This window comes from Synechococcus sp. BIOS-E4-1, assembly GCF_014279995.1.
In the GTDB taxonomy this organism is placed as follows: Bacteria; Cyanobacteriota; Cyanobacteriia; order PCC-6307; family Cyanobiaceae; genus Synechococcus_C.
This window is the reverse complement of sequence record NZ_CP047935.1, coordinates 3,292,640-3,314,220: the sequence shown is the minus strand read 5'-3', so window position 1 is coordinate 3,314,220 and position 21,581 is coordinate 3,292,640. Positions and strand designations below refer to the sequence as shown.

Here is a 21,581-nt window from a genome sequence, read left to right as displayed (position 1 = left end):
AAACCCAGCTCTGCCAACGCTTTTCTGATCACACAGCCCTGGGGAATCTTTTTTTGGCGATGAGGAGAAACTGCTGTTTCTCACAGAATCAACAGTCTGTGGAAAGTCGAAAGCTTGCTGAGGGGGGCTGTTGTGTCTGGCTCTCCACAGCTTCAAGGCATGGTTTTCTGCGGTCTTCCGCAGGCAGTTCGTCATCTGGTTGGTCGTCTTCTTCTGTCTGTCGGCATCAAAAAAAAACCTTTCTGGAAGGGGCCGTTTTGAGATTGAGGTCATGTCCGACCGTGGTGATGACTCAAAACCCCATCACTTTGGCCACTGTGCCCAGATCAGGATCCAGATCCGTATGGAAAGCAGCGTCGTTGTTGTTGATGGCGCAATCGGGGTCCTTCAGTCCGTTGCCGGTGAGGACGCAGACCACCGTGGCTCCTGCAGGGACTTCGTCTTTGCGTTTGAGCAGGCCAGCCACAGAAGCAGCGCTGGCTGGTTCGCAGAACACGCCTTCCTGTCCTCCCAGCAGCTTGTAGGCCTGAATGATTTCCTCATCTGTGACATCCAGGAAAGCGCCTTTGCTTGCTGCCCGTGCGGCAATGGCTTTCTCCCTGTTCACAGGATTGCCGATGCGGATGGCCGTGGCGATCGTTTCCGGATCGGTCACGGTGGTCTCGTTGACCAACGGAGCTGATCCACTGGCCTGGAAACCCATCATCCTGGGCAGAGTACGGCTTCGGCCCGCCTGGTGATATTCCTGGAATCCCATCCAGTAGGCGGTGATGTTGCCGGCGTTGCCCATGGGAATGCACAACCAATCAGGGGCTTCACCCAGGGCGTCGATCACTTCGAACGCGGCTGTTTTCTGGCCCTGCAGGCGATACGGGTTCACCGAATTCACCAGGGTGACCGGGTACTGATCCGACACCTCACGAACGATGTCGAGTGCTTTGTCGAAGTTGCCGCGGATGGCGAGCACTTCGGCGCCGTAGACCAGTGCCTGAGCCAGCTTTCCTTGGGCGACATACCCATCGGGGATCAGCACAAAGGCACGCATCCCTGCTCGTCGTGCATAGGCCGCGGCTGCCGCGGATGTATTGCCTGTACTGGCACAGATCACGGCTTCGCAGCCAGCTTCCTTGGCCTTGCTGATGGCCATGGTCATGCCACGGTCCTTGAACGAACCGGTTGGATTCAGCCCGTCGTATTTCACGTAGACCCTCACCCCCTTTCCGATCCGTTCAGCAATCGAAGGGACGGGGATCAACGGTGTTGCGCCTTCTCTCAGGGTCACCACCGGAGTGGAGTTGCTCACTGGTAACCAGGTTCTGTAAGCCTCAATCAGCCCCGGCCAGTCCTGCATGACAGGAGCCGGGGAGAAGCGGCGACGGAAGCTGTTGAGCAGTGACACCTGCGCAGGGCAATGTTCCTCAGGAATCTATGTGGCAGGCACTGCAGCCTGGTTCAGTTGCTGCCGTCCTTCAGACCGTCCAGGGGGGAATCTGAGAAGAACTGCACCAGGCCCGCGATCGATTCCGCTTTTTCGATCACGGCGATCAATGCCGGAATATTCACCTCCATCACCTCTGATGGATAGGCCTCAAGGAATTTGATGGCAGTCAAGCCGCCTTCGCCGATTTGAAGTCCGTTGATCACCCCAGCGCGGAGGGCTGGAACACTGACGGACGGGGCGGGCACTTTCAGTGGGTAAATGATCCGAGCCACTCTGGTCAGAATCACGTCTCCGATCCTTGTGGACATCAGCCTGCTGGTCAGCACGAGTGGCAGATTCAGTTCCTGGTTGAGCAGTTTTGCCACCTCCTCAGGATCCTGACGGCTCAGCTTCAGGAGGTCGACCAACACTCCTCGGGCTTTGCCTGTTTCAGCCAGGTAGGCCAGGTCCGCAACACTGATCGAACGGATGAAAGCTCCACTGACGAGGGCAACGTCTTTGGCAGCGTGAACGGGTTGGAAACTGCTCAGCAGGCTCAGAGCCATCGCCGAGCCTGTTGCCAGAGCGTGCCTGCGAAGGCGTGATCGTGCAGACATGGGCAGATCGAGGTGACCGGAATCTAGGGGGAGACTCCTGCTGCTGCTTTGACCAGTCGGACAACTCCCCGTTCGGCCAGACCCTGTGCAAGTTCAACTCCCATCCGACGGGCGTCGGGTTCACGCATCAATCTGGGCAAGCGGCTGAACAGCAGATCCGGACTGAATCCAGGCAGCTGTTGCAGCACCTGGATGAGTTGACGGACTGGCTCAAGGTCCATGTAGAAGTCCTGATTCAACTCGGCTCCTGATGTCATCAACCGGGTCGGTTGCAACTGACGAGGCAGACGCCGCCCGATGCGTTGCAGCGTCATCCATCCAAGCGAATCAATGCGATCGGCTGCGGTTTCAACGAGTTGATGGCGCAACATCCCCCCATGGGTGGACACCAGGAAGTCCAGAACCTGATCCAGCAGGACTTCAAGGTCCAGTTGCTCCTGACTGGCTGCACTGGCTACGAGATTTTCCAGTCGTGTCCAGCTGAAGATGTCGCCGTCGAACAACATCTCCTTCAGACTCTGTCGCAGCTGTGGATCAGGGTCTTCCATCAGCCTGCGCGCGAAATAGGGATAGGCGGCTCCGAGAATTTTGAAATCGGAATCCACGCTCAGAGCAATCCCCTCCAGGGTCACCAGTGAGCGAATGATCAGTGCGTAGTAGGGAGGAACTCTGAACGGGAACTTGTACATCACGCCCGAAAGATCATCAGTGACCGCTTTGAAGTCCATGCGGCTCACACCAGCTTCCAGCGCCTGACTGAAGACGGTTTCAAAGGCCGGAACAATCGGCTCCAGATTCACGTCCTCCGCGAGAAATCCGAGGTTGACGAAATCCTTGGACAATTTGCCGAAATTGCGATTCACCAGGTGAACCACGGCCTGGATCAAACCGGTGCGTGATTCCCGCGAGACCTCGCTCATCATTCCGAAATCCAGATAGCAGAGCCGTCCATCAGCGAGGGCCAGCAGATTGCCTGGGTGTGGATCGGCATGAAAGAAGCCGTGCTCAAGCAGCTGTTGCAAGCTGCAGTTCACGCCCACATTCACCATGTCGTCGGGATCGATTCCCAGATCCCTCACCGCTTCGAGATTGGTGAGCTTGACACCGTCGATCCACTCCATCGTTAGCACCCTTCGACTGGTGGCTTCTCGATAGATCTTGGGAACGGCAATCCGGGGATTCTGTTGATGCAGCTCGCTGAATTTCTCCGCATTCGAGGCTTCGTTGAGGTAATCCATCTCTTCGAACACCCGACTGCCCAGTTCATCAATCAGGGCAACAAGATCACTGCGGATCAGACCGATGTTGCTGTTGAGCCAGGCGGCGATGTTGCGCACGATGTAGAGATCGAGCGTGATCTGTTCGCGCAGACCCGGTCGCTGCACTTTTACGGCAACGCGTTGACCGTCGTGCAACGTTCCGCGATGCACCTGGCCCAGTGAGGCGGCGGAGATCGGTTCGCGCTCCAGTTCCGCATAGATGCTGTCGACGGGAGCGCCCAGATCCTCTTCGATGCAGGCCATGGCCAGAGCGCTGTCGAAGCCAGGTAGCTGGTCCTGCAGCTGGGCAAGTTCCTCCAGAAGAACAGGGGGCACGATGTCTGGCCGTGTGGAGAGCGCCTGCCCGGCTTTGATGAAAGCCGGGCCTAGATCCACCAGCAGTTCTGCGCATTCCTTGGCTCTGCTTCGTGCCCGTTTTGGATCCTTGAGCAACTGGAAGATCCAGTCGAAACCGATGCCGATCAACAGCAATCCAATCGGCACCAACGTCTGCCATAGACGTCGCAGCAATCGCTGAGGATGACCCGCATAGATGCGGGTGATGGCTGCCGGGTCATACGTGAGCAGACCGGCGGCTTCGATGAAATCTCCGAGTTCTTGAGGGGCCACTGGCCTCAATGCCATGTGCACCCCTTCTAAACGAGCTGAGCCGCCGCTACGGTCTGATCCAACACCGGGGTCTGCCGTGCTAACCGGTCTGCGACTCGAGAACATAGCCTTGATTGACCGCCTTGATCTGGCATTTGATCAGGGTTTCTCTGTGCTGACCGGCGAGACGGGCGCAGGCAAATCGATTCTTCTCGATGCTCTGGATGCCGTGCTTGGAGGTCTGCAAACAGGAGCAGGTGCGCGTTTGTTGCGTTCCGGCTGTGACCGTGGTGTGATCGAGGCCAGTTTTCGTCCCGGTGCAGCCGCCAGCCGCTGGCTGCTTGAGCAGGAAATCAGCGATGGTGAGGAAGATTTGGTGGTCAGCCGCGAATGGCGCCGTCAGGAGGAACGTTTCAGTAGTCGCTCAAGGCTGAACGGCGTGATGGTGAATCGTCAGCAGCTGTTGGTGCTGCGGCCCCTGCTGATCGATCTCACCGTTCAGGGGCAGACGCAGCAGCTGGCTCGACCGGGCCAGCAGAAACGTTGGCTTGACCGTCTCGGGGGTTCCTCTCTCGATGCCGAGCTCCGTCAGGTTCGTGCTCACTGGAGCGACTGGCTTCGCTGTCAGAACGAGCTTGAGCGGGCTGAAAACGATCGGCTGCAACTGGATCAACAGCGAGAGGAGCTGGACCTGCTGTTGGCAGAACTCGATCGAGCCGAGCTTGATGACCCTGAAGAAGTTGAGAAGCTCGAACGGGAACAGGACCGTCTTGTTCATGGCGTGCGCCTGCAGGAGGGTCTGGGTCTGTTGATCGGGCGTCTTCAGGACGGAGCGGATCAGGCACCCTCAACGCTTGATCATCTGCAGGCCTGCAGCCATGAGTTACGGCAGATGCAGGGTCTCGACCCATCGCTGCAGTCTCTGAGCGAACGATGTCTCGACCTTGAATCAGGTGTTCATGATCTGATCCGAGAGCTTGAGGGTTATGGCGCTTCCTTGGACAGTGATTCCCATCGTCTGGCGTTGCTTCAGGAGCGTCTGGCCGAGCTCAAGCGCCTGGAACGCCGTCATGGGCAGGATCTGATCGATTTGATCCAGCGTCGTGATGAGCTGCGTGGGCGTCACCAGTCCGGTGGTGTTGATGCACTGCTCGAGCAGTTGCGCAGCCAGGAGAAGACGGCTTGTCTGGCCCGTGATCGCAGTAACGCTTCTCTGCGTTCAAAGCGTCTGGTCGTGGCGGCTGAGCTGCAGGAGCGGTTGATAGCCCATCTCAGGCCCATGGGATTAGCCAATGTGAGATTTGAGGTTGCTGTGGAGCCGTCTGAACCTGGAGAGAGCGGTGCGGATACGGTCTGCTTCCTGTTCTCAGCCAACCCTGGTCAGCCCATGGCTCCGCTGACTGAAGTGGCGTCCGGTGGTGAGATGTCGCGTTTTTTACTGGCTCTCAAGACCTGCCTTGCGGATGTGGATGGATCCAGCACCTTGCTCTTCGATGAAATCGATACCGGAGTGAGCGGCCGTGTCAGCGGTGCCATGGCCGATTTGCTGCGCATGTTGTCGCGCCATCGACAGGTGTTCTGTGTCACCCATCAGCCGCTGGTGGCCGCAGCGGCTGACCATCATTTCCGCGTCAGCAAAGACGTTTGCGATGGGGTGACCCATTCACGAGTGTCCCATCTGCGGGACACTCAGGAGCGTCAGCATGAGCTGGCTGAACTGGCTGGCGGTGACCGCCGCGAAGCTGAGGCTTATGCAGCCAGCCTTCTGGATCAGAAAGCAGCGTGAGCATCATCTGATCTCAGTAGAATCACCAGCTCCTGAGATCCAGCCGTATGGGGCGACCCGCTCCCAAATCAAAGGCCTCGTCTTCGGCAGAGCCGGTGAAACTCACGACTGGATCAGAAGAGGACGTGATCCGCGTTCGTGGTGCTCGTCAGCACAATCTCAAGAACGTTGATCTCACCATCCCTCGCAACAAGATGGTGGTGTTCACCGGAGTCAGCGGTAGCGGTAAAAGCTCCCTGGCTTTCGACACGATTTTCGCTGAGGGTCAGCGTCGCTATGTCGAGAGTCTTTCCGCCTATGCCCGTCAGTTTCTAGGCCAGGTTGACAAGCCTGATGTTGATGCCATCGAGGGGCTCTCCCCGGCGATCTCGATCGATCAGAAATCCACCAGTCACAACCCTCGTTCGACTGTCGGAACCGTCACTGAGATTCAGGATTATCTGCGCCTGTTGTTCGGTCGGGCCGGCGATCCCCATTGCCCGAAGTGTGATCGGCCGATCCGGCCCCAGACCATTGATGAAATGGTCGATCAGATCCTCACCTTGCCTGAATCCACGCGTTATCAACTGCTTGCTCCGGTTGTGCGTGGCAAAAAGGGCACCCACGCCAAGCTGATCAGCGGGTTGGCCGCTGAGGGTTTTGCCCGGGTGCGGATCGATGGAGAAGTGCGCGAGCTGGCCGACAACATCGAACTCGACAAGAACCAAAGCCACAACATTGAAGTGGTGGTGGATCGGCTTGTTGCTCGCGAGGGAATTCAGGAACGGCTCACCGACTCCTTGCGCACCTCCCTGAAACGCGGAGATGGTTTAGCCATCGTTGAGGTGGTGCCCAAAAAGGACGAGCAACTTCCTGAGGGAGTCGACCGGGAGCGTTTGTATTCCGAGAATTTCGCCTGTCCCGAACATGGGGCAATCATCGAAGAGCTTTCACCGAGACTGTTCTCTTTCAACAGTCCTTACGGTGCTTGCGAGGCCTGCCATGGCATCGGTCACCTGCGCAAGTTCACTCCGGAGCGCGTGGTTCCGGATCCGTCACTGCCGGTTTATGCCGCAGTGGCTCCCTGGGCTGAAAAAGACAACTCCTATTACTTCTCCCTGCTTTATTCCGTCGGGGAGGCCTTTGGCTTCGAGATCAAGACTCCCTGGAAGGAACTGACTGAAGACCAGCAGGATGTGCTGCTCAATGGCAGTCGCGAACCGATCCTGATTCAGGCTGACAGCCGTTATCGCAAGGGAAATGGCGGATATCAGCGTCCCTTTGAGGGAATCCTGCCGATTCTTGAGCGCCAGTTGCGTGATGCCAGTGGCGAGGCCCAGCGTCAGAAGCTGGAGAAATTTCTGGAACTGGTTCCCTGTTCCAGTTGTGCCGGCAAACGACTGCGGCCGGAAGCATTGGCCGTGCGCATGGGCTGCTTCCGAATCACGGATCTCACGGCTGTGAGCGTGGGCCAGACCCTTGAACGGATTGAGCAGTTGATGGGCGTGGGCGCCTTTGAGAGCAGTGAACCACTGCTCACGAACCGTCAGATTCAGATCGGAGATCTCGTGCTGCGGGAGATCCGCATGCGATTGCGTTTTTTACTGGATGTCGGTCTGGACTATCTGAGCCTTGATCGGCCGGCGATGACCCTCTCCGGCGGTGAAGCACAGCGGATCCGTCTGGCGACTCAGATCGGAGCTGGGCTCACTGGAGTGCTCTACGTGCTCGATGAGCCGAGCATCGGTTTGCACCAAAGGGACAATGACCGCCTGCTGGCCACCCTTGAACGGCTGCGTGATCTAGGCAACACCCTGGTTGTGGTCGAACACGATGAGGACACGATCCGCGCAGCCGATCATCTCGTGGACATTGGCCCCGGAGCTGGGGTGCATGGCGGTCACATCGTGGCCGAGGGTTCCCTGCAAGATCTGCTGGATGCCGATCAATCGATCACCGGTGCCTACCTGAGTGGAGAGCGCAGCATTCCCACTCCTTCGGAACGTCGCTCGGCAGGCACTCGCAGCCTCAAGCTGCTCAACTGCAATCGCAACAACCTCCAAGATCTGAGCGTGGAGTTTCCGCTCGGACGTCTTGTCTCCATCACTGGGGTGAGCGGCAGTGGCAAGAGCACGCTCGTGAATGAGTTGCTTCATCCTGCCCTTGAGCATGGCCTCGGCCATAAGGTTCCTTTCCCCAACGGCCTCGGTGAGCTGCGTGGACTCAAGTCGATCGACAAGGTGATCGTGATCGATCAGTCACCGATCGGCAGGACTCCCCGCTCCAACCCCGCCACCTACACCGGTGCGTTTGATCCGATCCGTCAGGTGTTTGCAGCCACGGTTGAAGCCAAGGCCCGCGGCTATCAGGTGGGTCAGTTCAGTTTCAATGTCAAGGGTGGTCGCTGCGAAGCCTGCCGCGGACAGGGGGTCAACGTGATCGAAATGAACTTCCTGCCGGATGTTTATGTGCAGTGCGATGTCTGCAAGGGCGCCCGATTCAATCGGGAGACTCTTCAGGTCACCTACAAGGGGCACACCATCGCGGAGGTTCTGGAGATGACCGTTGAGCAGGCCGCCGACGTGTTTTCTGCGATTCCGCAGGCGGCTGACCGATTGCGGACCCTGGTGGATGTGGGTCTCGGTTACGTGAAACTTGGGCAGCCGGCACCCACGCTCTCCGGCGGTGAGGCGCAACGGGTGAAGTTGGCCACTGAACTGTCCCGCAGGGCCACCGGCAAGACGCTTTACCTGATCGATGAGCCCACCACAGGCCTGAGTTTCTATGACGTGCACAAGCTGATGGATGTGATGCAGCGTCTTGTGGATAAAGGAAACTCGATCATCTGCATCGAGCACAATCTCGATGTGATCCGTTGTTCCGACTGGTTGATTGATCTTGGTCCAGAGGGTGGTGATCGCGGTGGACAGTTGGTGGCCTGCGGAACGCCGGAAGAGGTGGCCCAGCACCCAACCAGTCACACCGGTCGCTATCTCGCCAGGGTTCTGGAGCAGCATCCCCCTCAGACGGTTTCTCTGGCGGCATGACGTCCTTCCCGTGTTTCCGCTTGCGTGGCCTGGTTGCAGCCTTGGCTTCGCTGCTGGTCGCTCAACCGGTGGCGGCAGTTGAGCGCCTCACCTTCACCTTGCCTTTGCTGGATGAGAGCATCAGCCTGGATTTGAGTCAGGCCACCAATGCCCAGCAGTTGATCGACTCCAATCCAGATCTTCAGGAGCTGGATTGGGCAGGCGATGGATCAGTGCAGAAGCTGATCGAGGCTTTGCTGACGGCACCGCTCCCTGAAGAGACCAGCAGCATTGTCCGCCAATCCCTCGGGCACCCTCTGTTTGAGCAGCTTCTTCTCACTGCCTCTGAATTGGTGGAGGTCAAGGGTCTTCCGGTCGACACCAGCGGGCGCATGGTGTCTGAGGCTTTGGCCGCGGCCTATCGGGATGATGAGCCCCATCTGCTCGGATTCCTGCGTCATGTTCCGGGAGATGAGCTGTCGATCAATCTCCAGGAGCTCGCTTTTTACGCCAAGAGACTGAGAGGCAACCAGGACGATGCAAGGGACCTGGTGCACAAGGGCAGCGCAGCCGAGCCTGTTGCTTCAACGATCGTCGCTGCGGCCGCATCCGGCTGGACCCGCCGACAACGTTCCATTGCGGTGAACCATCGTCCGCAGCCCCTGCAGGTCACGGTGATTTCCCCGACCGGATTGTCCAATGGTCGACTGGTGGTGATTTCCCATGGGCTATGGGATGCACCTTCCAGTTTCGAGGGCTGGGCCCATCTGCTCGCTGCCCATGGTTATTCCGTAGTGCTCCCAGGTCACCCGGGTAGTGATTCCAAGCAGCAGGAGTCACTGCTTGAAGGTAAACAGCCACCGCCGGCATCCGAGGAACTGCGCTTGCGCCCCCTGGACGTCACTGCCGTGATTGATGCGGTCGAAACGGGCAGCTTGCTCTCTGGTTCGTCTGTTCAAACCGATTCAGTGGCGGTTGTGGGTCATTCCTGGGGTGCCACCGCGGCTTTGCAGTTAGGTGGTCTTCAGACCACGAGCCGCAAGCTGAGCTCCCGTTGTCAGGATCCTCGTGATCCAGACCGCAACCTGAGCTGGGTTCTGCAGTGCAGCTGGCTCAAAGGTGCTGATCAGGGATCGCTGGGTGACACGAGAGTTCGATCCGTGGTTGTGGTAAGTCCGCCTCTGCGTCTGTTGTTTGATGAATCCAGCGGTCCTTCGATGCATGCCAAGGCGCTGTTGGTGAGCGGCACCCGTGATTGGGTTGTTCCATCGGATCCTGAAGCGGTCGTTCCACTTCGCAATGGTCAGCCTCTGGCGAATGGTCATCGCATCGTGCTGGCCGCAGGCGGTGATCACTTCAATCTCTGGGCTCCAGTGGGTGCCGAACAACCACCGGTGCTGGGGCCCCTGATTCTTGCCTGGATTAATGACCATCTCGGAATCACCGATTCGCTCAGCTTCAAGGGCGGCGGTTGGGGTCATCAACGTGTGCCACTCATTGATGTCACTGGTCAATTATGAAAATTCTTTACGGCATCTCGCTGTTGTAACCAAGCCAATTTTGTCCGCATTTCTTCATCTAAAAAAATCGCAAGTAGTAGTCCTGGTCTGCCTTAAAGCCTGTTGAAGTCAAGCAATCTGGGCATGCCACCGAGTTGAGCTTTTTCAGTTATCAGATTGTTTTCATCTTTTCCAAGTTCCATATCACCTAATCCTTGATCGGACACCAGGACCTGTTCCTGAACGTGTTGGAGGTCTTGTGGGACTGAAGCTGCTGCATCTTCATCTCCACGGCTTGTTTCGCTCCCAGGATCTGGAGCTTGGCCGTGACGCAGACACCGGAGGTCAGACCCTCTATGTGTTGGAACTGGCCCGCAGCCTGGCCAACAGAGCCGAGGTGGATCATGTCGAGGTCGTCACACGTCTGATCCAGGATCGGCGCGTGTCTCTCGACTATTCCAGATCTCAAGAGCCGATTGCACCTGGTGCATCGATCCGTCGGTTCAGTTTTGGACCTCGGCGTTACTTGCGTAAGGAACAGCTTTGGCCGTATCTGGATGAGCTGGCCGATCAGCTGGTTCGTCATCTTCGGGAAAGTGACAATCGCCCCGACTGGATTCATGCCCATTACGCCGATGCCGGCTATGTGGGGGCCCTGGTCAGTCGTCGTCTGGGAATTCCTCTTGCCTACACGGGCCATTCCCTGGGACGTGAGAAATTGCGTCGTCTGCTTGCGGCGGGTGGAGAGCATGAACAGATCGAGCAGAATTATTCGATCAGTCGGCGCATCGATGCCGAAGAGCTGGCTCTCGCCCATGCCGATCTGGTGATCACCAGCACGCGACAGGAGCGTGATGAGCAATACGCCCGTTATGGATGCTTCAAGCCTGAGCATGCTGAGGTTGTGCCACCGGGTGTCGACAGCAGACGTTTTCACCCTCACGGCAACCCGGATGAATTCTCCGAGGTCTCAGAGCTGCTGAGTTCGTTTTTAAGAGAGCCTGAGCGTCCACCTCTGCTGGCCATCTGCCGTGCGGACCGGCGCAAAAACATTCCTGCGCTGGTTGAAGCCTTTGGTCGATCTGCGGTCCTTCGGCAGCGCCACAACCTGGTGCTCGTGCTGGGCAATCGTGATGATTCCCGCCAGATGGACCGTCAGCAGCGGGAGGTGTTTCAACAGATCTTTGATCTGGTCGACCGTTATGACCTCTACGGCTTCGTTGCCTACCCCAAGCACCATCGCCGTGATCAGGTTCCGGCCATTTATCGCTGGGCAGCGGCCCAACGCGGCTTGTTCGTTAATCCAGCACTGACGGAGCCTTTCGGTCTCACGCTGCTGGAGGCTGCGGCATCAGGTCTGCCGATGGTGGCCACCGATGACGGTGGTCCTCGAGAGATTCTCAGCCGTTGCGATAACGGGCTTGTGGTTGACGTGACCGACAGGGAATCACTCCAGGATGGTTTGGAGCGCGCCGGTGCTGATCGCGATCGTTGGCGGAGGTGGAGTGACAACGGCGTGGAGGCTGTCAGTCGTCACTACAGCTGGGATGTACATGTCTGTAGTTACCTGGCGCTGATGCAAGAGCGTCTGAAGCGCTCGAACACGGTGACTGTTTCCTCGCAGCTGCTGGCGACACCAGCGGGTCTGAGTCCTTTCGGTTCCCGTCTGCTGCTTCTGGATCTCGACAGCAGTCTTGAACAGCCGGATCTCAATGATCTGCAGAATCTGCGTCAACAGCTGGTGGCACCCTCTGCCCAGGCTGCCCAGACAGGTTTCGGCATCGTGACCGGACGGCCTCTCGCTGCGGCCCGGCAGCGTTTTGCGGAGCTTCATCTGCCTGACCCGCAGGTCTGGATCACCCAGGCGGGCACTCAGATTCACTACGGCCAGGAGGAGCAGGCGGATCGCTTCTGGCAGGCTCAGATCGGTGTTGACTGGCAACGCGAGTCTGTGGAGCGGACCCTCTCCGATCTTGGGGATCACATCAAACTGCAGAAACGAGAGCATCAGGGTCAGTTCAAGGTCAGCTATCTGCTGCAGCAACCGGGCCCTTCCGTGTTGCCATTGATCCGCCAGCGTTTGCGTCAGAGCGGTCTGCCTGCAAGGCCTCAACTGCTCTGCCACTGGTTCCTGGATGTGCTGCCCATGCGGGCATCACGCAGTGAGGCGATTCGCTTTCTCTCGCTGCGTTGGGGTTTGCCTCTGGAACACATTCTGGTGGTGGCCAGTCAGCAGGGCGATGTGGAGCTGCTCCGAGGACTGCCGGCGGCGGTGGTCACCGCTGACCATGACCCCTGCCTGGATGGTTGTCGCCATCAGCAGCGTGTTTATTTCGCCAATCGCTCCCGCCTGATGGGCGTACTGGAGGGTCTCCAGCACTACCGCTTCCTCAGCGCACGGTCCCGGCTGGATTAGTCCTTGATCTGAAGCGTCACAGCACCAGCGCTGCGATCGGCTTTAGCCTGAGCATCAGCCCTTTGGTCGCCGCAAGCCAGGGCCACACCCATGCGCCGACCCGGTCGGGCCTCCTCTTTTCCGAACAACAACACTCTGGTGTCGGGTTCGCTCAGGGCTGACTCCAGGCCGCTGTAGCTCACCTGGCTGCCATGGCGGTCCGCGAGGATCACTCTGCTGGCTGCGGCCGCGGCACAGCGGATCGTTGGGATGGGCAAACCAAGTACAGCTCTCAGATGCAGTTCGAACTCACTGAGGTTCTGGCTGATCAGAGTGACCAGACCCGTGTCATGGGGACGAGGAGACAGCTCTGAAAAAATCACCTCGTCGCCGCAGAGAAAGAACTCCACCCCGAACAAACCTGTTCCTCCCAGGTTGTCTGTCACCGTGCGCGCCATGGTCTGGGCACGCTGCAACTGCTCTTCGCTCAGTTGGGCAGGCTGCCAGCTGCATTGATAGTCACCGTTGGCCTGTTCATGTCCGATCGGTGGACAGAACAGTGTTGAACCGTCGTTTTGGCGGATGGTGAGCAGTGTGATCTCCTGATCAAAGCGCAGAAACTCTTCCACAATCACCTGGTTGGAGGTGCCACGTGCGTTGGCGATTGCCACCTCCCAGGCTTGATCAAGATCCTCGGCGCTTCTCACCACGCTCTGCCCCTTCCCGGAGGAACTCATCACCGGTTTGACAACCACCGGCCAGCCCAATGGTGCTGCAGCTTGATGCAGGTCTTCGGCACTAGCCGCATAGGCGAAGCGAGCGGTGCGCAGCTTGAGCTCTTCTGCTGCCAGGTCGCGGATGCGATCACGGTTCATGGTCACGGCAGTGGCGCGGGCCGTGGGAATCACGGTGATGCCTTCCGCCTCCAGTTCGGCCAGGGCATTCACGGCCAGAGCCTCAATCTCTGGAATCACCACGCTGGGTCTGTGGCGCCGCACCACCTCCAGCAGTGCCTCAGGTTCGTTCATCGGCAGCACCTCCGCCAGATCTGCCACCTGCATGGCCGGTGCCCCGGCATAGCGATCGCAGGCGATCACCCTGCAGCCCAGGCGCTGGGCGGCAATGGCCACCTCTTTGCCCAGTTCACCACTGCCTAACAGCATCACGGTGGCGGGAAACGTCGTCATGGCCTTTTTCAGGGCAGCATGGATTGATCCTCGCTCCACGCCTGATGCTCCCATCACTGAGCTTCACTCCCGTCGCCTTCACGACGGCTGGAGATGCCGCTGATGGGCTGATCTTTGGCTGGGAGATCGCCACAGTCCAGAAATGGGCTTTGATTTATCTGGGTGCGTCGCTTTTGGCCTTTGTCATCGTCTGGTTGGTTGGAGCCTTGCGCACGAGGGTCTGAGTGCAACCAGTTCAGGATTCAAGTTCGTGCATTAGGGTCAGTTGGCGCTCCGCCGGTTCTTCGTTCACAAATCCCCACGATTGGAAGATGTCGGCATCTGTGTGGGTGATGTGTTGTGCGCCATTGCGTTGTTCCAGCACAAATCCCCTGTCGGCCATGCGCCGCATCAGGCTGGCGGCCTCTTCGAAACGCGAGGCCATCGCCTCAAGGCTGGAGCAGTCGGAGGTCAGACCTGCTTCCTTCCAGGTGAAATAACTCATGGTTGGCCGGCTCAGGTAGGGCGGAGAACGATACCAAGAATGACCAGAGCTGCTGTCGCAAGCCAGAACATCGGCACCACAATCTGCTCGGATATTCCACCCAGTTCGAAATGGTGATGGAGTGGGGCCATACGGAACACCCTGCGACCTACACCATCCGGCCCTTTGGTCGCTTTGAACACCCACACCTGGATGATCACCGACAGTGATTCAGCGAGGAACACGCCACCCATCACCAATAGGGGCCAGAGGCTGTTGGACAGCAAGGCCACGGCACTGAGTGAGGCACCCATTGCCAGGGAGCCCGTATCTCCCATGAACACCCTTGCTGGGTTGCGGTTGTGAATCAGAAAGCCGAGCCAGCAACCGGCCATCGCCATGCAGAACGCTGCCAACGCAGGGTCACCCTCGTTGCCGCGCAGCATTAACTGCAGTCCTAGACCCGTGAACACAAGGGCGCCACAGCCTGAGGCCAGGCCGTCCAGTCCATCAGTGAGATTGGTGGCATTACTTTCCGCAAGGAAAACGAACAATCCCAGTGGCCAGATCAGTAAGCCGAAAGGAATGGCCATCCCGAGGGGCAGAACGACCGCCTCAGGGATCCACCCCTGCCAGGCTGACCAACCAAGAAACAGCATGGCCGCGGCACTCTGCAGCACAATTTTTCCTCTGGGTTTTAGGCCTGTGTTGGTGCGTTTGGTCAGGCTGCTCCAGTCATCGATGCCACCGATCACCATGTAAGCCAGCGTGACCAGTCCAACAGCCAGCAGCTGCTCGGCGCTGCGTCCTTCCCAGCTGATCAGGCATCCCGCAATCACTCCAACGGGAACGACGAGAAGGCCTCCCATGGTTGGAGTGCCGGATTTACTTTGATGTGCTTCAGGACCCTCTGTTCGGATCACCTGGCCCATCTTCAGAGCTCGCAGCCGAGGTGCTCCCCACCAGGTCACAACGGCAGAAATCAGCGTGGCCGTGAGCAGGGGCAGGCTCAGCAGGCTGTTGGGAATCCAGCGATCTGACGCAAAGGCCACCATCACCACCACTGTGATCAACACAGCAGCTGGAACCCGGCCGTCGAGACGGGTGGATCGGTCCGCAGAAGCGCTCAAGTCCCGAAGACGAATCGCTGGGACACTAGGTCAGTCTTCCCAGTTTTCTTCGTTCTCTTCGTCAGCCTTGTAGTCCTCTTTTTCACCCATCAGCGCGGAGAGTTCCTCTTCTTCCACCGTGCTCACCTCGGGTGAATTGGACTCTTCGTCCTCCACCAGGCGACCACTGGTTTCAAGCCAGCTCAGCAGATCGGGCTCCTCGCGCAGCGGAAGCACTGGTGCAGGCTCCTTGCGTCCGTAGCGGGTCAGGGCCGGGTTGACGTTGTCGAGGGCGCTCAAGTCCGTGAGAGCTGAGGACAAAATCTTCAGAGCCAATCCTTCATCATAGAAGACCGCGCATTTCCAGTCCTTGAAGAAAGCGGTGATTCTCGCTTCTGTCTGGGGAATCTCTCTGCTGATCAGCGCGTTGCTGCGATTTTGGGGACAGCAACATCCTCAGCCTCTTGAGCCCAGTGCCATTCCAATCCTGGTTCTGCTGTTGATGCCTTCAGGACTGATGGCGGGATGGCTGCTGTGGTCGTCCCGCGGGAGTGGAGAATCGGAATAGTTCCGATACAGATCAGGAGTCCGCTTGATGGGACGCGCCAAGAAGGTTGTGCTCGCGTATTCCGGAGGTGTGGACACCAGTGTCTGCATTCCCTACCTCAAGCAGGAGTGGGGAGTCGACGAGGTGATCACCTTTGCTGCAGACCTCGGTCAGGGCGATGAGCTGGAGCCGATTCGTCTCAAGGCTCTGGACGCTGGTGCAAGTCAGTCCCTGGTTGGTGACCTCATTCAACCCTTCATCGAGGAGTTCGCTTTTCCAGCGATCCGGGCCAATGCTTTGTACGAGGGTCGTTATCCACTATCCACAGCACTGGCGCGTCCGCTGATTGCCCGACGTCTGGTGGAGGTGGCACGGGAGGTTGGCGCCGATGCCGTGGCTCATGGGTGCACCGGCAAGGGAAACGATCAGGTGCGATTTGACGTGGCGATCGCTGCCTTGGCTCCTGATCTGAAGGTGCTCACCCCTGCCCGTGAATGGGGAATGAGCCGTGAGGAAACGATTGCCTATGGCGAGCGTTGCGGGGTTCCCGCTCCAGTGAGTAAGAAGTCTCCCTATTCAATCGACCTCAATCTGCTGGGCCGCAGCGTTGAAGCGGGTCCGCTTGAGGATCCGATGGTTGCGCCTCCCGAAGAAGTGTTTGCCATGAGCGTGTCCGTGGATGCGGCACCGTCTCAGGCTCAGGAGATTGAAATCGGCTTCGAGGCTGGTAATCCGGTCAGTATTGATGGCGTGCGGCTGGCACCGGTTGAGCTGATCCGTGAAGCCAACCGACTGGCTGGAATGCATGGCATCGGCAGGCTCGACATGATCGAGAACCGAGTGGTCGGCATCAAGAGCCGTGAGATCTATGAAACCCCCGGTCTGCTGCTGCTGATCCAGGCCCATCAGGAACTGGAGAGCCTCACCCTGGCAGCCGATGTGCTTCGTACCAAGCGTCAGCTGGAGATGCAGTGGGCGGACCTGGTGTATCAGGGCCTCTGGTTCGGACCGCTCAAGGAAGCGCTTGATGGATTCATGGATCGCACCCAGACCCACGTGAATGGCACGGTCCGCCTGCGTCTGCACAAGGGCAATGCCATCGTCACGGGGCGCAGCTCCAGCGACAGCAGCCTTTACGTTCCTGAGATGGCCTCCTACGGCAGCGACGATCAATTCGATCACCGCGCAGCAGAGGGTTTCATCTACATCTGGGGATTGCCCATCCGGATCTGGTCGGCAGCGCGACGCCGTTAGCCGTCAGGCAGTTGCCTGCTGAATCAGGCGGCGTGCCGATCGGCACGCCTTCGATTGTTGTGTCTTGTGCTGCGCCAGCGCTCCAGAAGGGGAATGGGGATCTCTGGCAGCGGCTTTGAGGGCTCTTCAATCAGGGGCAGAGCAGGTTCGCCCAGGATCTGTTGAGCTCGTGCCAGCAGGCGGTAACGCTCCATCAGTGGTTCCAGGCGTTGCTGAAACTTGCGCTCAAACAGATCAGGGAGCTCACTCAGCAGTGCTTCATAGTGTTCAACCATCTGCTCAAGTTCAACGATGCGCGCTCGCAGAGCATCGTTGTCGTCTTCCTGGTATGGATCAGCCTGAACCGGCTCCGGTGATGGATCCCAGAGAGGTAATGGTGCCTGATGGTTGGCGTCGGGAGGCTGCATGACCGAACGCTATCGCTCGGTCAGCAGTTGAACAATGCCTTGGATTTAGGCGGAAGCTTCGGCTGTTTCGGGCTGTGCAGCGGCTTCAGTGCCTGGAGCCACGCGGGGAGCCGGCAGAGGTCCGTCTTGCTTGACGGTGAGATAACGGATCACGTCTTCGCTGAGGCGCATGGCTTTCTCAAGAACAGCAACCTGCTGTCCATCACCGTTGTGGCTCAGCTGAACGTAGATGCCTTCCTTGTGCTTTGCGATCGGATAGGCGAGGCGACGCTTGCCGCGCATCTGGTTGTCCAGGACATCAGCACCGGTTTCGACCAGGATGTCGCGGTACTTGGTGAGATGAGACTCAACTTCCTCTTCCGGAATGTCCGGACGAAGGATGTACATGGTCTCGTAGTAAGGCGTCTGGGTCATGGAGACAGATCCGACAGGGACTGAAGGCTCACTGCGTGAGCGACGGATCCAACAGCCTATCTCCTTGGGGTTGACACATTCAGTAGAGCTGCATGCGAACAGCCTGGCTCAATCCTGGTAGATCAGGTTCTCTGCCGCGGATGCATTCGATCAAAGCGAAGATCACCACAGCCAGCACCGCCACCACCACCGTGCTCGACAGGGTGCGCAGCATCAGACCACTGCTGAGTGGTTGCAGCAGGATGCCAAAGGCGTAGCCGAGCAGCACCACGATGATGTCGACCAGCAGGGCCTGGAGCGTGTTGAAGCGTAGGAAGTAGGGCACGTTTGGATTGCGCACCACAGCCAGGAACAGCAGGAAGAACACCAGCAGATTTCCGAAGGGGATGCCCCGTTCGAGCAGCACGAGAGGCAATGCAGGCAGGGTGAGCCACTGCATCCAGGGGAACTGACCCATCAGATGGCTGCCGAACGGAATTGCATCGCTCCAGGGCAGGACGTACACCAGTACACCCAGGAACCGTTGCCAGGCGGGAATGGGCATCGCAGCCTCAACAGTGGCCCGAGCGTAGGTCTTGTGACTCACAACGTTGCTTCAGTCCGTGAATCTTTCAGGTAGAACCTGATCCGCATTCAGGCTTCGAAGCGCTTCTTCGCGCATCAGCGCAACCGGGACATCCGCGCGGCCCGACCATCGACGCAGGGCGGCAGCTCCCTGTTGAACCAGCATTTCCAGTCCATCGATGCTGGGGCATCCAAGCTGTTGCCCCAGCATCAGCCAAGGCGTTGGTCGTGGTGTGTAGATCAGGTCATAGAAGGTCATGGATGCATCAACGCCTGTCCAAAGATCTCTGCCGAGCGGCATGGCGTTGTCATCCCCGTGACCCTGCATCCCCACGGGAGTGGTGTTCACCACAAGCTTCGATCGTTTCAAGATCCGGTTGAGCGGGTCTGCTTCGAGGGCCATACCGATCAGCGGCACGCTGTCGTTGCCCTGGTCGGACGTCAGGTCGCCCAGAAAGGTTTCCAGCGCGTCAGGGCGTCTACCGGCCACATGAATCGTGCTCAGAGGAAGTTGCTGCAGCCCGGCCACCACGGCTCGGGCGCTGCCACCGCAGCCCAGCACCACAGCTTCCGCCCCTTGCCACAGGTCTGGAGACGACTGCAGTGGTGCCAGAAAACCCTCGGCATCGGTGTTATGGCCATGCCATCCACCCTCTTTAAGAGGCGTGAGCGTGTTCACGGCCCCCAGTCGCTTGGCCAGAGGGCTCAGCTCCCGGCAGAGGTCTGCTGCCTGCTGCTTGTGCGGAATGGTCACGTTCAGCCCGCGGCAACCCACGGCTTGCAGTCCGTTGAGCACTGTCTTCAGATCATCCGCTTCACAGGGCAACGCCAGGTAACGCCAATCGAGATGCATCGCTTTCAGCGCGGCGTTATGCATCACCGGTGACAGGGAATGGCTCACGGGTTGTCCGAGCAAGCCGATCAGTCCTGTGGTTCCGCTGATCATTGCGAGTCGCACAATCCTGTGCACCAGCCTGCTGCCTCATCGGCCTGTTCGGGAACCACACCTCGCCTGGAGGCATTGCCTCTGCCGAAGATGCAGAGGATCTAATCAGTCACTACGCGAAGCAAGGAGGCACGGATGGGCAAGGTTGTCGGAATCGATCTCGGAACCACCAACAGTTGTGTGTCGGTGATGGAGGGTGGCAAGCCCACTGTGATCGCCAATGCCGAGGGCTTCCGCACCACGCCGTCGGTGGTGGCCTACACCAAGAACCAGGATCAACTGGTGGGTCAGATCGCCAAGCGTCAGGCGGTCATGAATCCCGACAACACGTTCTATTCCGTGAAACGTTTCATCGGCCGTCGGGTCGATGAGGTGAACGAAGAGTCGAAGGAAGTGAGTTATTCGGTTGAGAAAGCCGGCTCCAATGTGAAGGTGAAGTGTCCGGTTCTCGAGAAGCAGTTCGCCCCTGAGGAGGTGTCCGCCCAGGTGCTGCGCAAGCTGGCAGAGGATGCCGGCAAGTACCTCGGAGAGTCTGTGACCCAGGCGGTGATCACCGTTCCCGCCTACTTCAATGATTCCCAGCGTCAGGCCACCAAGGATGCGGGCAAGATTGCCGGCCTTGAGGTGCTGCGCATCATCAACGAGCCCACCGCAGCGGCTTTGGCTTACGGGCTCGACAAAAAGAGCAATGAGCGGATCCTGGTCTTCGACCTTGGCGGCGGCACCTTCGACGTTTCGGTTCTCGAGGTTGGCGATGGCGTTTTTGAGGTTCTGTCCACCTCGGGTGACACCCACCTCGGCGGTGATGACTTTGACAAGGTGATCGTCGATCACCTGGCCGACACCTTCAAGTCGAATGAAGGCATCGATCTGCGTCAGGACAAGCAGGCTCTCCAGCGCCTCACCGAAGCTGCTGAAAAAGCCAAGATTGAACTTTCCAGCGCCACCCAGAGTGAGATCAATCTGCCGTTCATCACGGCCACCCCAGAAGGGCCCAAGCATCTCGACCTCACCCTGACCCGTGGCAAGTTCGAGGAGCTGGCCTCCAAGTTGATTGATCGCTGCCGCGTCCCTGTTGAGCAGTCACTCAAGGACGCCAAGTTGTCGTCCGGTGAGCTGGACGAGATTGTGATGGTGGGCGGATCCACCCGGATTCCGGCGGTGCTCGAGCTGGTCAAGCGAGTGACTGGTAAGGATCCCAATCAGACGGTGAACCCTGACGAGGTGGTGGCCGTGGGTGCTGCCATCCAGGGCGGTGTGCTCGCCGGTGAGGTGAAGGACATCCTGTTGCTGGACGTCACCCCTCTTTCTCTGGGTGTGGAGACCCTCGGTGGTGTGATGACCAAGATGATCACCCGCAACACCACGGTGCCCACCAAGAAGTCTGAGACCTACTCCACTGCTGTGGATGGTCAGACCAACGTGGAGATTCACGTGCTCCAGGGTGAGCGCGAGATGGCGTCCGACAACAAGAGCCTTGGAACCTTCCGTCTTGATGGCATTCCCGCTGCTCCCCGCGGTGTGCCTCAGATCGAAGTGACCTTCGACATTGATGCCAACGGCATTCTCAGCGTCACCGCCAAGGACAAGGGCAGCGGCAAGGAGCAATCCATCTCCATCACCGGAGCCTCCACCCTCAGCGACTCCGAGGTGGAAACCATGGTCAAGGATGCTGAAGCCAACGCCAGCGCTGACAAGGAGAAGCGCGAGCGGATCGATCTCAAGAACCAGGCTGAAACCCTCGTTTATCAAGCTGAAAAGCAGATGGAGGAGCTGGGCGACAAGGTCGATGCAGATGCCAAGACCAAGGTGGAGGAGAAGCGCACCAAGCTCAAGGAAGCCACTGAGAAGGAGGATTACGACGCGATGAAGCCCCTGCTTGAGGAACTGCAGCAGGAGCTTTACACCGTGGGAGCCTCTGTGTATCAGCAGGCTGGTGCTGAAGCCGGCGCTGCTCCTGGTGGCGACTCAGGCGCGACTCCCGGAGGGGGTTCTGGATCTGGTGAGTCCGGCGATGATGTGATCGACGCTGAATTCACGGAATCCAAGTGATTTTTTAAGGCCAATCACACGTGGTCTGAATCCTCTTGTTTTCCCCCC

19 protein-coding genes are annotated in these 21,581 nt (G+C 58.6%); 8 read left to right on the top strand and 11 right to left on the bottom strand.

Annotated features, from left to right (window positions below):
- Positions 1–292 precede the first annotated feature (292 nt).
- From thrC to SynBIOSE41_RS17765, 3 genes are all read right to left on the bottom strand, one after another.
- Positions 293–1,351 carry a threonine synthase gene (gene thrC, locus SynBIOSE41_RS17775; RefSeq protein WP_066908920.1) on the bottom strand — a complete coding sequence of 353 codons (1,059 nt, stop codon included), beginning with the start codon at positions 1,349–1,351 and terminating at the stop codon, positions 293–295.
- Between the two features lie 101 nt (positions 1,352–1,452).
- Positions 1,453–2,037 carry an alpha/beta hydrolase gene (locus tag SynBIOSE41_RS17770; protein ID WP_066908662.1) on the bottom strand — a complete coding sequence of 195 codons (585 nt, stop codon included), beginning with the start codon at positions 2,035–2,037 and terminating at the stop codon, positions 1,453–1,455.
- A 23-nt stretch (positions 2,038–2,060) separates the two neighbouring features.
- The gene (locus SynBIOSE41_RS17765) at positions 2,061–3,941 is read right to left on the bottom strand and encodes an AarF/ABC1/UbiB kinase family protein (protein ID WP_186539155.1); all 1,881 of its coding nucleotides are present in this window, start codon (positions 3,939–3,941) and stop codon (positions 2,061–2,063) included.
- Positions 3,942–4,002: 61 nt separating this feature from the next.
- Here SynBIOSE41_RS17765 and recN point away from each other — a divergent pair, with 61 nt between their 5' ends.
- The 4 genes from recN (at position 4,003) to SynBIOSE41_RS17745 (ending at position 12,611) form a co-directional block, all read left to right on the top strand.
- Positions 4,003–5,691: a DNA repair protein RecN gene (gene recN / locus SynBIOSE41_RS17760; RefSeq protein ID WP_186541424.1), complete on the top strand. Its 1,689-nt coding sequence runs from the start codon at positions 4,003–4,005 to the stop codon at positions 5,689–5,691.
- Positions 5,692–5,738: 47 nt separating this feature from the next.
- The gene (gene uvrA, locus SynBIOSE41_RS17755; RefSeq protein WP_066908671.1) at positions 5,739–8,717 is read left to right on the top strand and encodes an excinuclease ABC subunit UvrA; all 2,979 of its coding nucleotides are present in this window, start codon (positions 5,739–5,741) and stop codon (positions 8,715–8,717) included.
- Entirely contained in the window at positions 8,714–10,216 is a 1,503-nt protein-coding gene (locus SynBIOSE41_RS17750; protein WP_186539154.1) for an alpha/beta fold hydrolase, read from the top strand. Before uvrA ends, SynBIOSE41_RS17750 begins: the two co-directional genes overlap by 4 nt.
- A 238-nt stretch (positions 10,217–10,454) precedes the next feature.
- Positions 10,455–12,611: an HAD family hydrolase gene (locus SynBIOSE41_RS17745; RefSeq protein WP_186539153.1), complete on the top strand. Its 2,157-nt coding sequence runs from the start codon at positions 10,455–10,457 to the stop codon at positions 12,609–12,611.
- Here the strand turns inward: SynBIOSE41_RS17745 and purT are convergent.
- On the bottom strand, positions 12,608–13,777 hold the full coding sequence (purT, locus tag SynBIOSE41_RS17740; RefSeq protein WP_186539152.1) for a formate-dependent phosphoribosylglycinamide formyltransferase: 1,170 nt from the start codon (positions 13,775–13,777) through the stop codon (positions 12,608–12,610). The two genes, SynBIOSE41_RS17745 and purT, sit on opposite strands and share 4 nt — an antisense overlap.
- Before the next feature lie 44 nt (positions 13,778–13,821).
- Here purT and SynBIOSE41_RS17735 point away from each other — a divergent pair, with 44 nt between their 5' ends.
- Entirely contained in the window at positions 13,822–14,001 is a 180-nt protein-coding gene (locus tag SynBIOSE41_RS17735) for a cytochrome B6 (protein ID WP_066908680.1), read from the top strand.
- A gap of 11 nt (positions 14,002–14,012) precedes the next feature.
- Here the strand turns inward: SynBIOSE41_RS17735 and SynBIOSE41_RS17730 are convergent, their stop codons facing one another.
- The 3 genes from SynBIOSE41_RS17730 to SynBIOSE41_RS17720 all read right to left on the bottom strand — a co-directional run bounded on the left by SynBIOSE41_RS17730 (position 14,013) and on the right by SynBIOSE41_RS17720 (position 15,685).
- Positions 14,013–14,261 carry a hypothetical protein gene (locus SynBIOSE41_RS17730; protein ID WP_186539151.1) on the bottom strand — a complete coding sequence of 83 codons (249 nt, stop codon included), beginning with the start codon at positions 14,259–14,261 and terminating at the stop codon, positions 14,013–14,015.
- A gap of 11 nt (positions 14,262–14,272) precedes the next feature.
- On the bottom strand, positions 14,273–15,316 hold the full coding sequence (gene mraY, locus SynBIOSE41_RS17725) for a phospho-N-acetylmuramoyl-pentapeptide-transferase (RefSeq protein WP_370594249.1): 1,044 nt from the start codon (positions 15,314–15,316) through the stop codon (positions 14,273–14,275).
- A gap of 84 nt (positions 15,317–15,400) precedes the next feature.
- On the bottom strand, positions 15,401–15,685 hold the full coding sequence (locus SynBIOSE41_RS17720) for a DUF3134 domain-containing protein (RefSeq protein ID WP_066908691.1): 285 nt from the start codon (positions 15,683–15,685) through the stop codon (positions 15,401–15,403).
- 46 nt (positions 15,686–15,731) lie between these two features.
- Here SynBIOSE41_RS17720 and SynBIOSE41_RS17715 point away from each other — a divergent pair, with 46 nt between their 5' ends.
- Positions 15,732–15,917: a hypothetical protein gene (locus SynBIOSE41_RS17715; protein WP_255475872.1), complete on the top strand. Its 186-nt coding sequence runs from the start codon at positions 15,732–15,734 to the stop codon at positions 15,915–15,917.
- A 27-nt stretch (positions 15,918–15,944) separates the two neighbouring features.
- Entirely contained in the window at positions 15,945–17,150 is a 1,206-nt protein-coding gene (locus SynBIOSE41_RS17710; protein WP_186539149.1) for an argininosuccinate synthase, read from the top strand.
- Between the two features lie 23 nt (positions 17,151–17,173).
- Here SynBIOSE41_RS17710 and SynBIOSE41_RS17705 read toward each other — a convergent pair whose 3' ends face one another.
- From SynBIOSE41_RS17705 to SynBIOSE41_RS17690, 4 genes are all read right to left on the bottom strand, one after another.
- Positions 17,174–17,557, bottom strand: coding sequence for a hypothetical protein (locus SynBIOSE41_RS17705; protein ID WP_186539148.1), 384 nt, complete (start codon positions 17,555–17,557; stop codon positions 17,174–17,176).
- Between the two features lie 45 nt (positions 17,558–17,602).
- Entirely contained in the window at positions 17,603–17,971 is a 369-nt protein-coding gene (rpsF, locus tag SynBIOSE41_RS17700) for a 30S ribosomal protein S6 (RefSeq protein ID WP_186539147.1), read from the bottom strand.
- A 79-nt stretch (positions 17,972–18,050) separates the two neighbouring features.
- Entirely contained in the window at positions 18,051–18,515 is a 465-nt protein-coding gene (locus SynBIOSE41_RS17695; RefSeq protein WP_186539146.1) for a Tic20 family protein, read from the bottom strand.
- Between the two features lie 51 nt (positions 18,516–18,566).
- The gene (locus tag SynBIOSE41_RS17690) at positions 18,567–19,505 is read right to left on the bottom strand and encodes a shikimate dehydrogenase (protein ID WP_370594159.1); all 939 of its coding nucleotides are present in this window, start codon (positions 19,503–19,505) and stop codon (positions 18,567–18,569) included.
- A 111-nt stretch (positions 19,506–19,616) separates the two neighbouring features.
- Between SynBIOSE41_RS17690 and dnaK the strand changes: the two genes are divergently transcribed.
- Positions 19,617–21,533, top strand: a complete 1,917-nt coding sequence (gene dnaK, locus SynBIOSE41_RS17685; protein ID WP_114990650.1) for a molecular chaperone DnaK — start codon at positions 19,617–19,619, stop codon at positions 21,531–21,533.
- The last annotated feature ends 48 nt before the right edge of the window (positions 21,534–21,581 follow it).

What these genes read in the sequence shown, in the direction of transcription:
- thrC (WP_066908920.1), bottom strand. Translation starts at nt 1,351, where the DNA reads ATGCAGGACTGGCCGGGGCTGATTGAGGCTTACAGAACCTGGTTACCA.
- SynBIOSE41_RS17770 (WP_066908662.1), bottom strand. Translation starts at nt 2,037, where the DNA reads ATGTCTGCACGATCACGCCTTCGCAGGCACGCTCTGGCAACAGGCTCG.
- SynBIOSE41_RS17765 (WP_186539155.1), bottom strand. Translation starts at nt 3,941, where the DNA reads ATGGCATTGAGGCCAGTGGCCCCTCAAGAACTCGGAGATTTCATCGAA.
- uvrA (WP_066908671.1), top strand. Translation starts at nt 5,739, where the DNA reads ATGGGGCGACCCGCTCCCAAATCAAAGGCCTCGTCTTCGGCAGAGCCG.
- SynBIOSE41_RS17750 (WP_186539154.1), top strand. Translation starts at nt 8,714, where the DNA reads ATGACGTCCTTCCCGTGTTTCCGCTTGCGTGGCCTGGTTGCAGCCTTG.
- purT (WP_186539152.1), bottom strand. Translation starts at nt 13,777, where the DNA reads ATGACGACGTTTCCCGCCACCGTGATGCTGTTAGGCAGTGGTGAACTG.
- SynBIOSE41_RS17735 (WP_066908680.1), top strand. Translation starts at nt 13,822, where the DNA reads ATGCTCCCATCACTGAGCTTCACTCCCGTCGCCTTCACGACGGCTGGA.
- SynBIOSE41_RS17730 (WP_186539151.1), bottom strand. Translation starts at nt 14,261, where the DNA reads ATGAGTTATTTCACCTGGAAGGAAGCAGGTCTGACCTCCGACTGCTCC.
- SynBIOSE41_RS17710 (WP_186539149.1), top strand. Translation starts at nt 15,945, where the DNA reads ATGGGACGCGCCAAGAAGGTTGTGCTCGCGTATTCCGGAGGTGTGGAC.
- SynBIOSE41_RS17705 (WP_186539148.1), bottom strand. Translation starts at nt 17,557, where the DNA reads ATGCAGCCTCCCGACGCCAACCATCAGGCACCATTACCTCTCTGGGAT.
- rpsF (WP_186539147.1), bottom strand. Translation starts at nt 17,971, where the DNA reads ATGACCCAGACGCCTTACTACGAGACCATGTACATCCTTCGTCCGGAC.
- SynBIOSE41_RS17695 (WP_186539146.1), bottom strand. Translation starts at nt 18,515, where the DNA reads ATGCCCATTCCCGCCTGGCAACGGTTCCTGGGTGTACTGGTGTACGTC.
- dnaK (WP_114990650.1), top strand. Translation starts at nt 19,617, where the DNA reads ATGGGCAAGGTTGTCGGAATCGATCTCGGAACCACCAACAGTTGTGTG.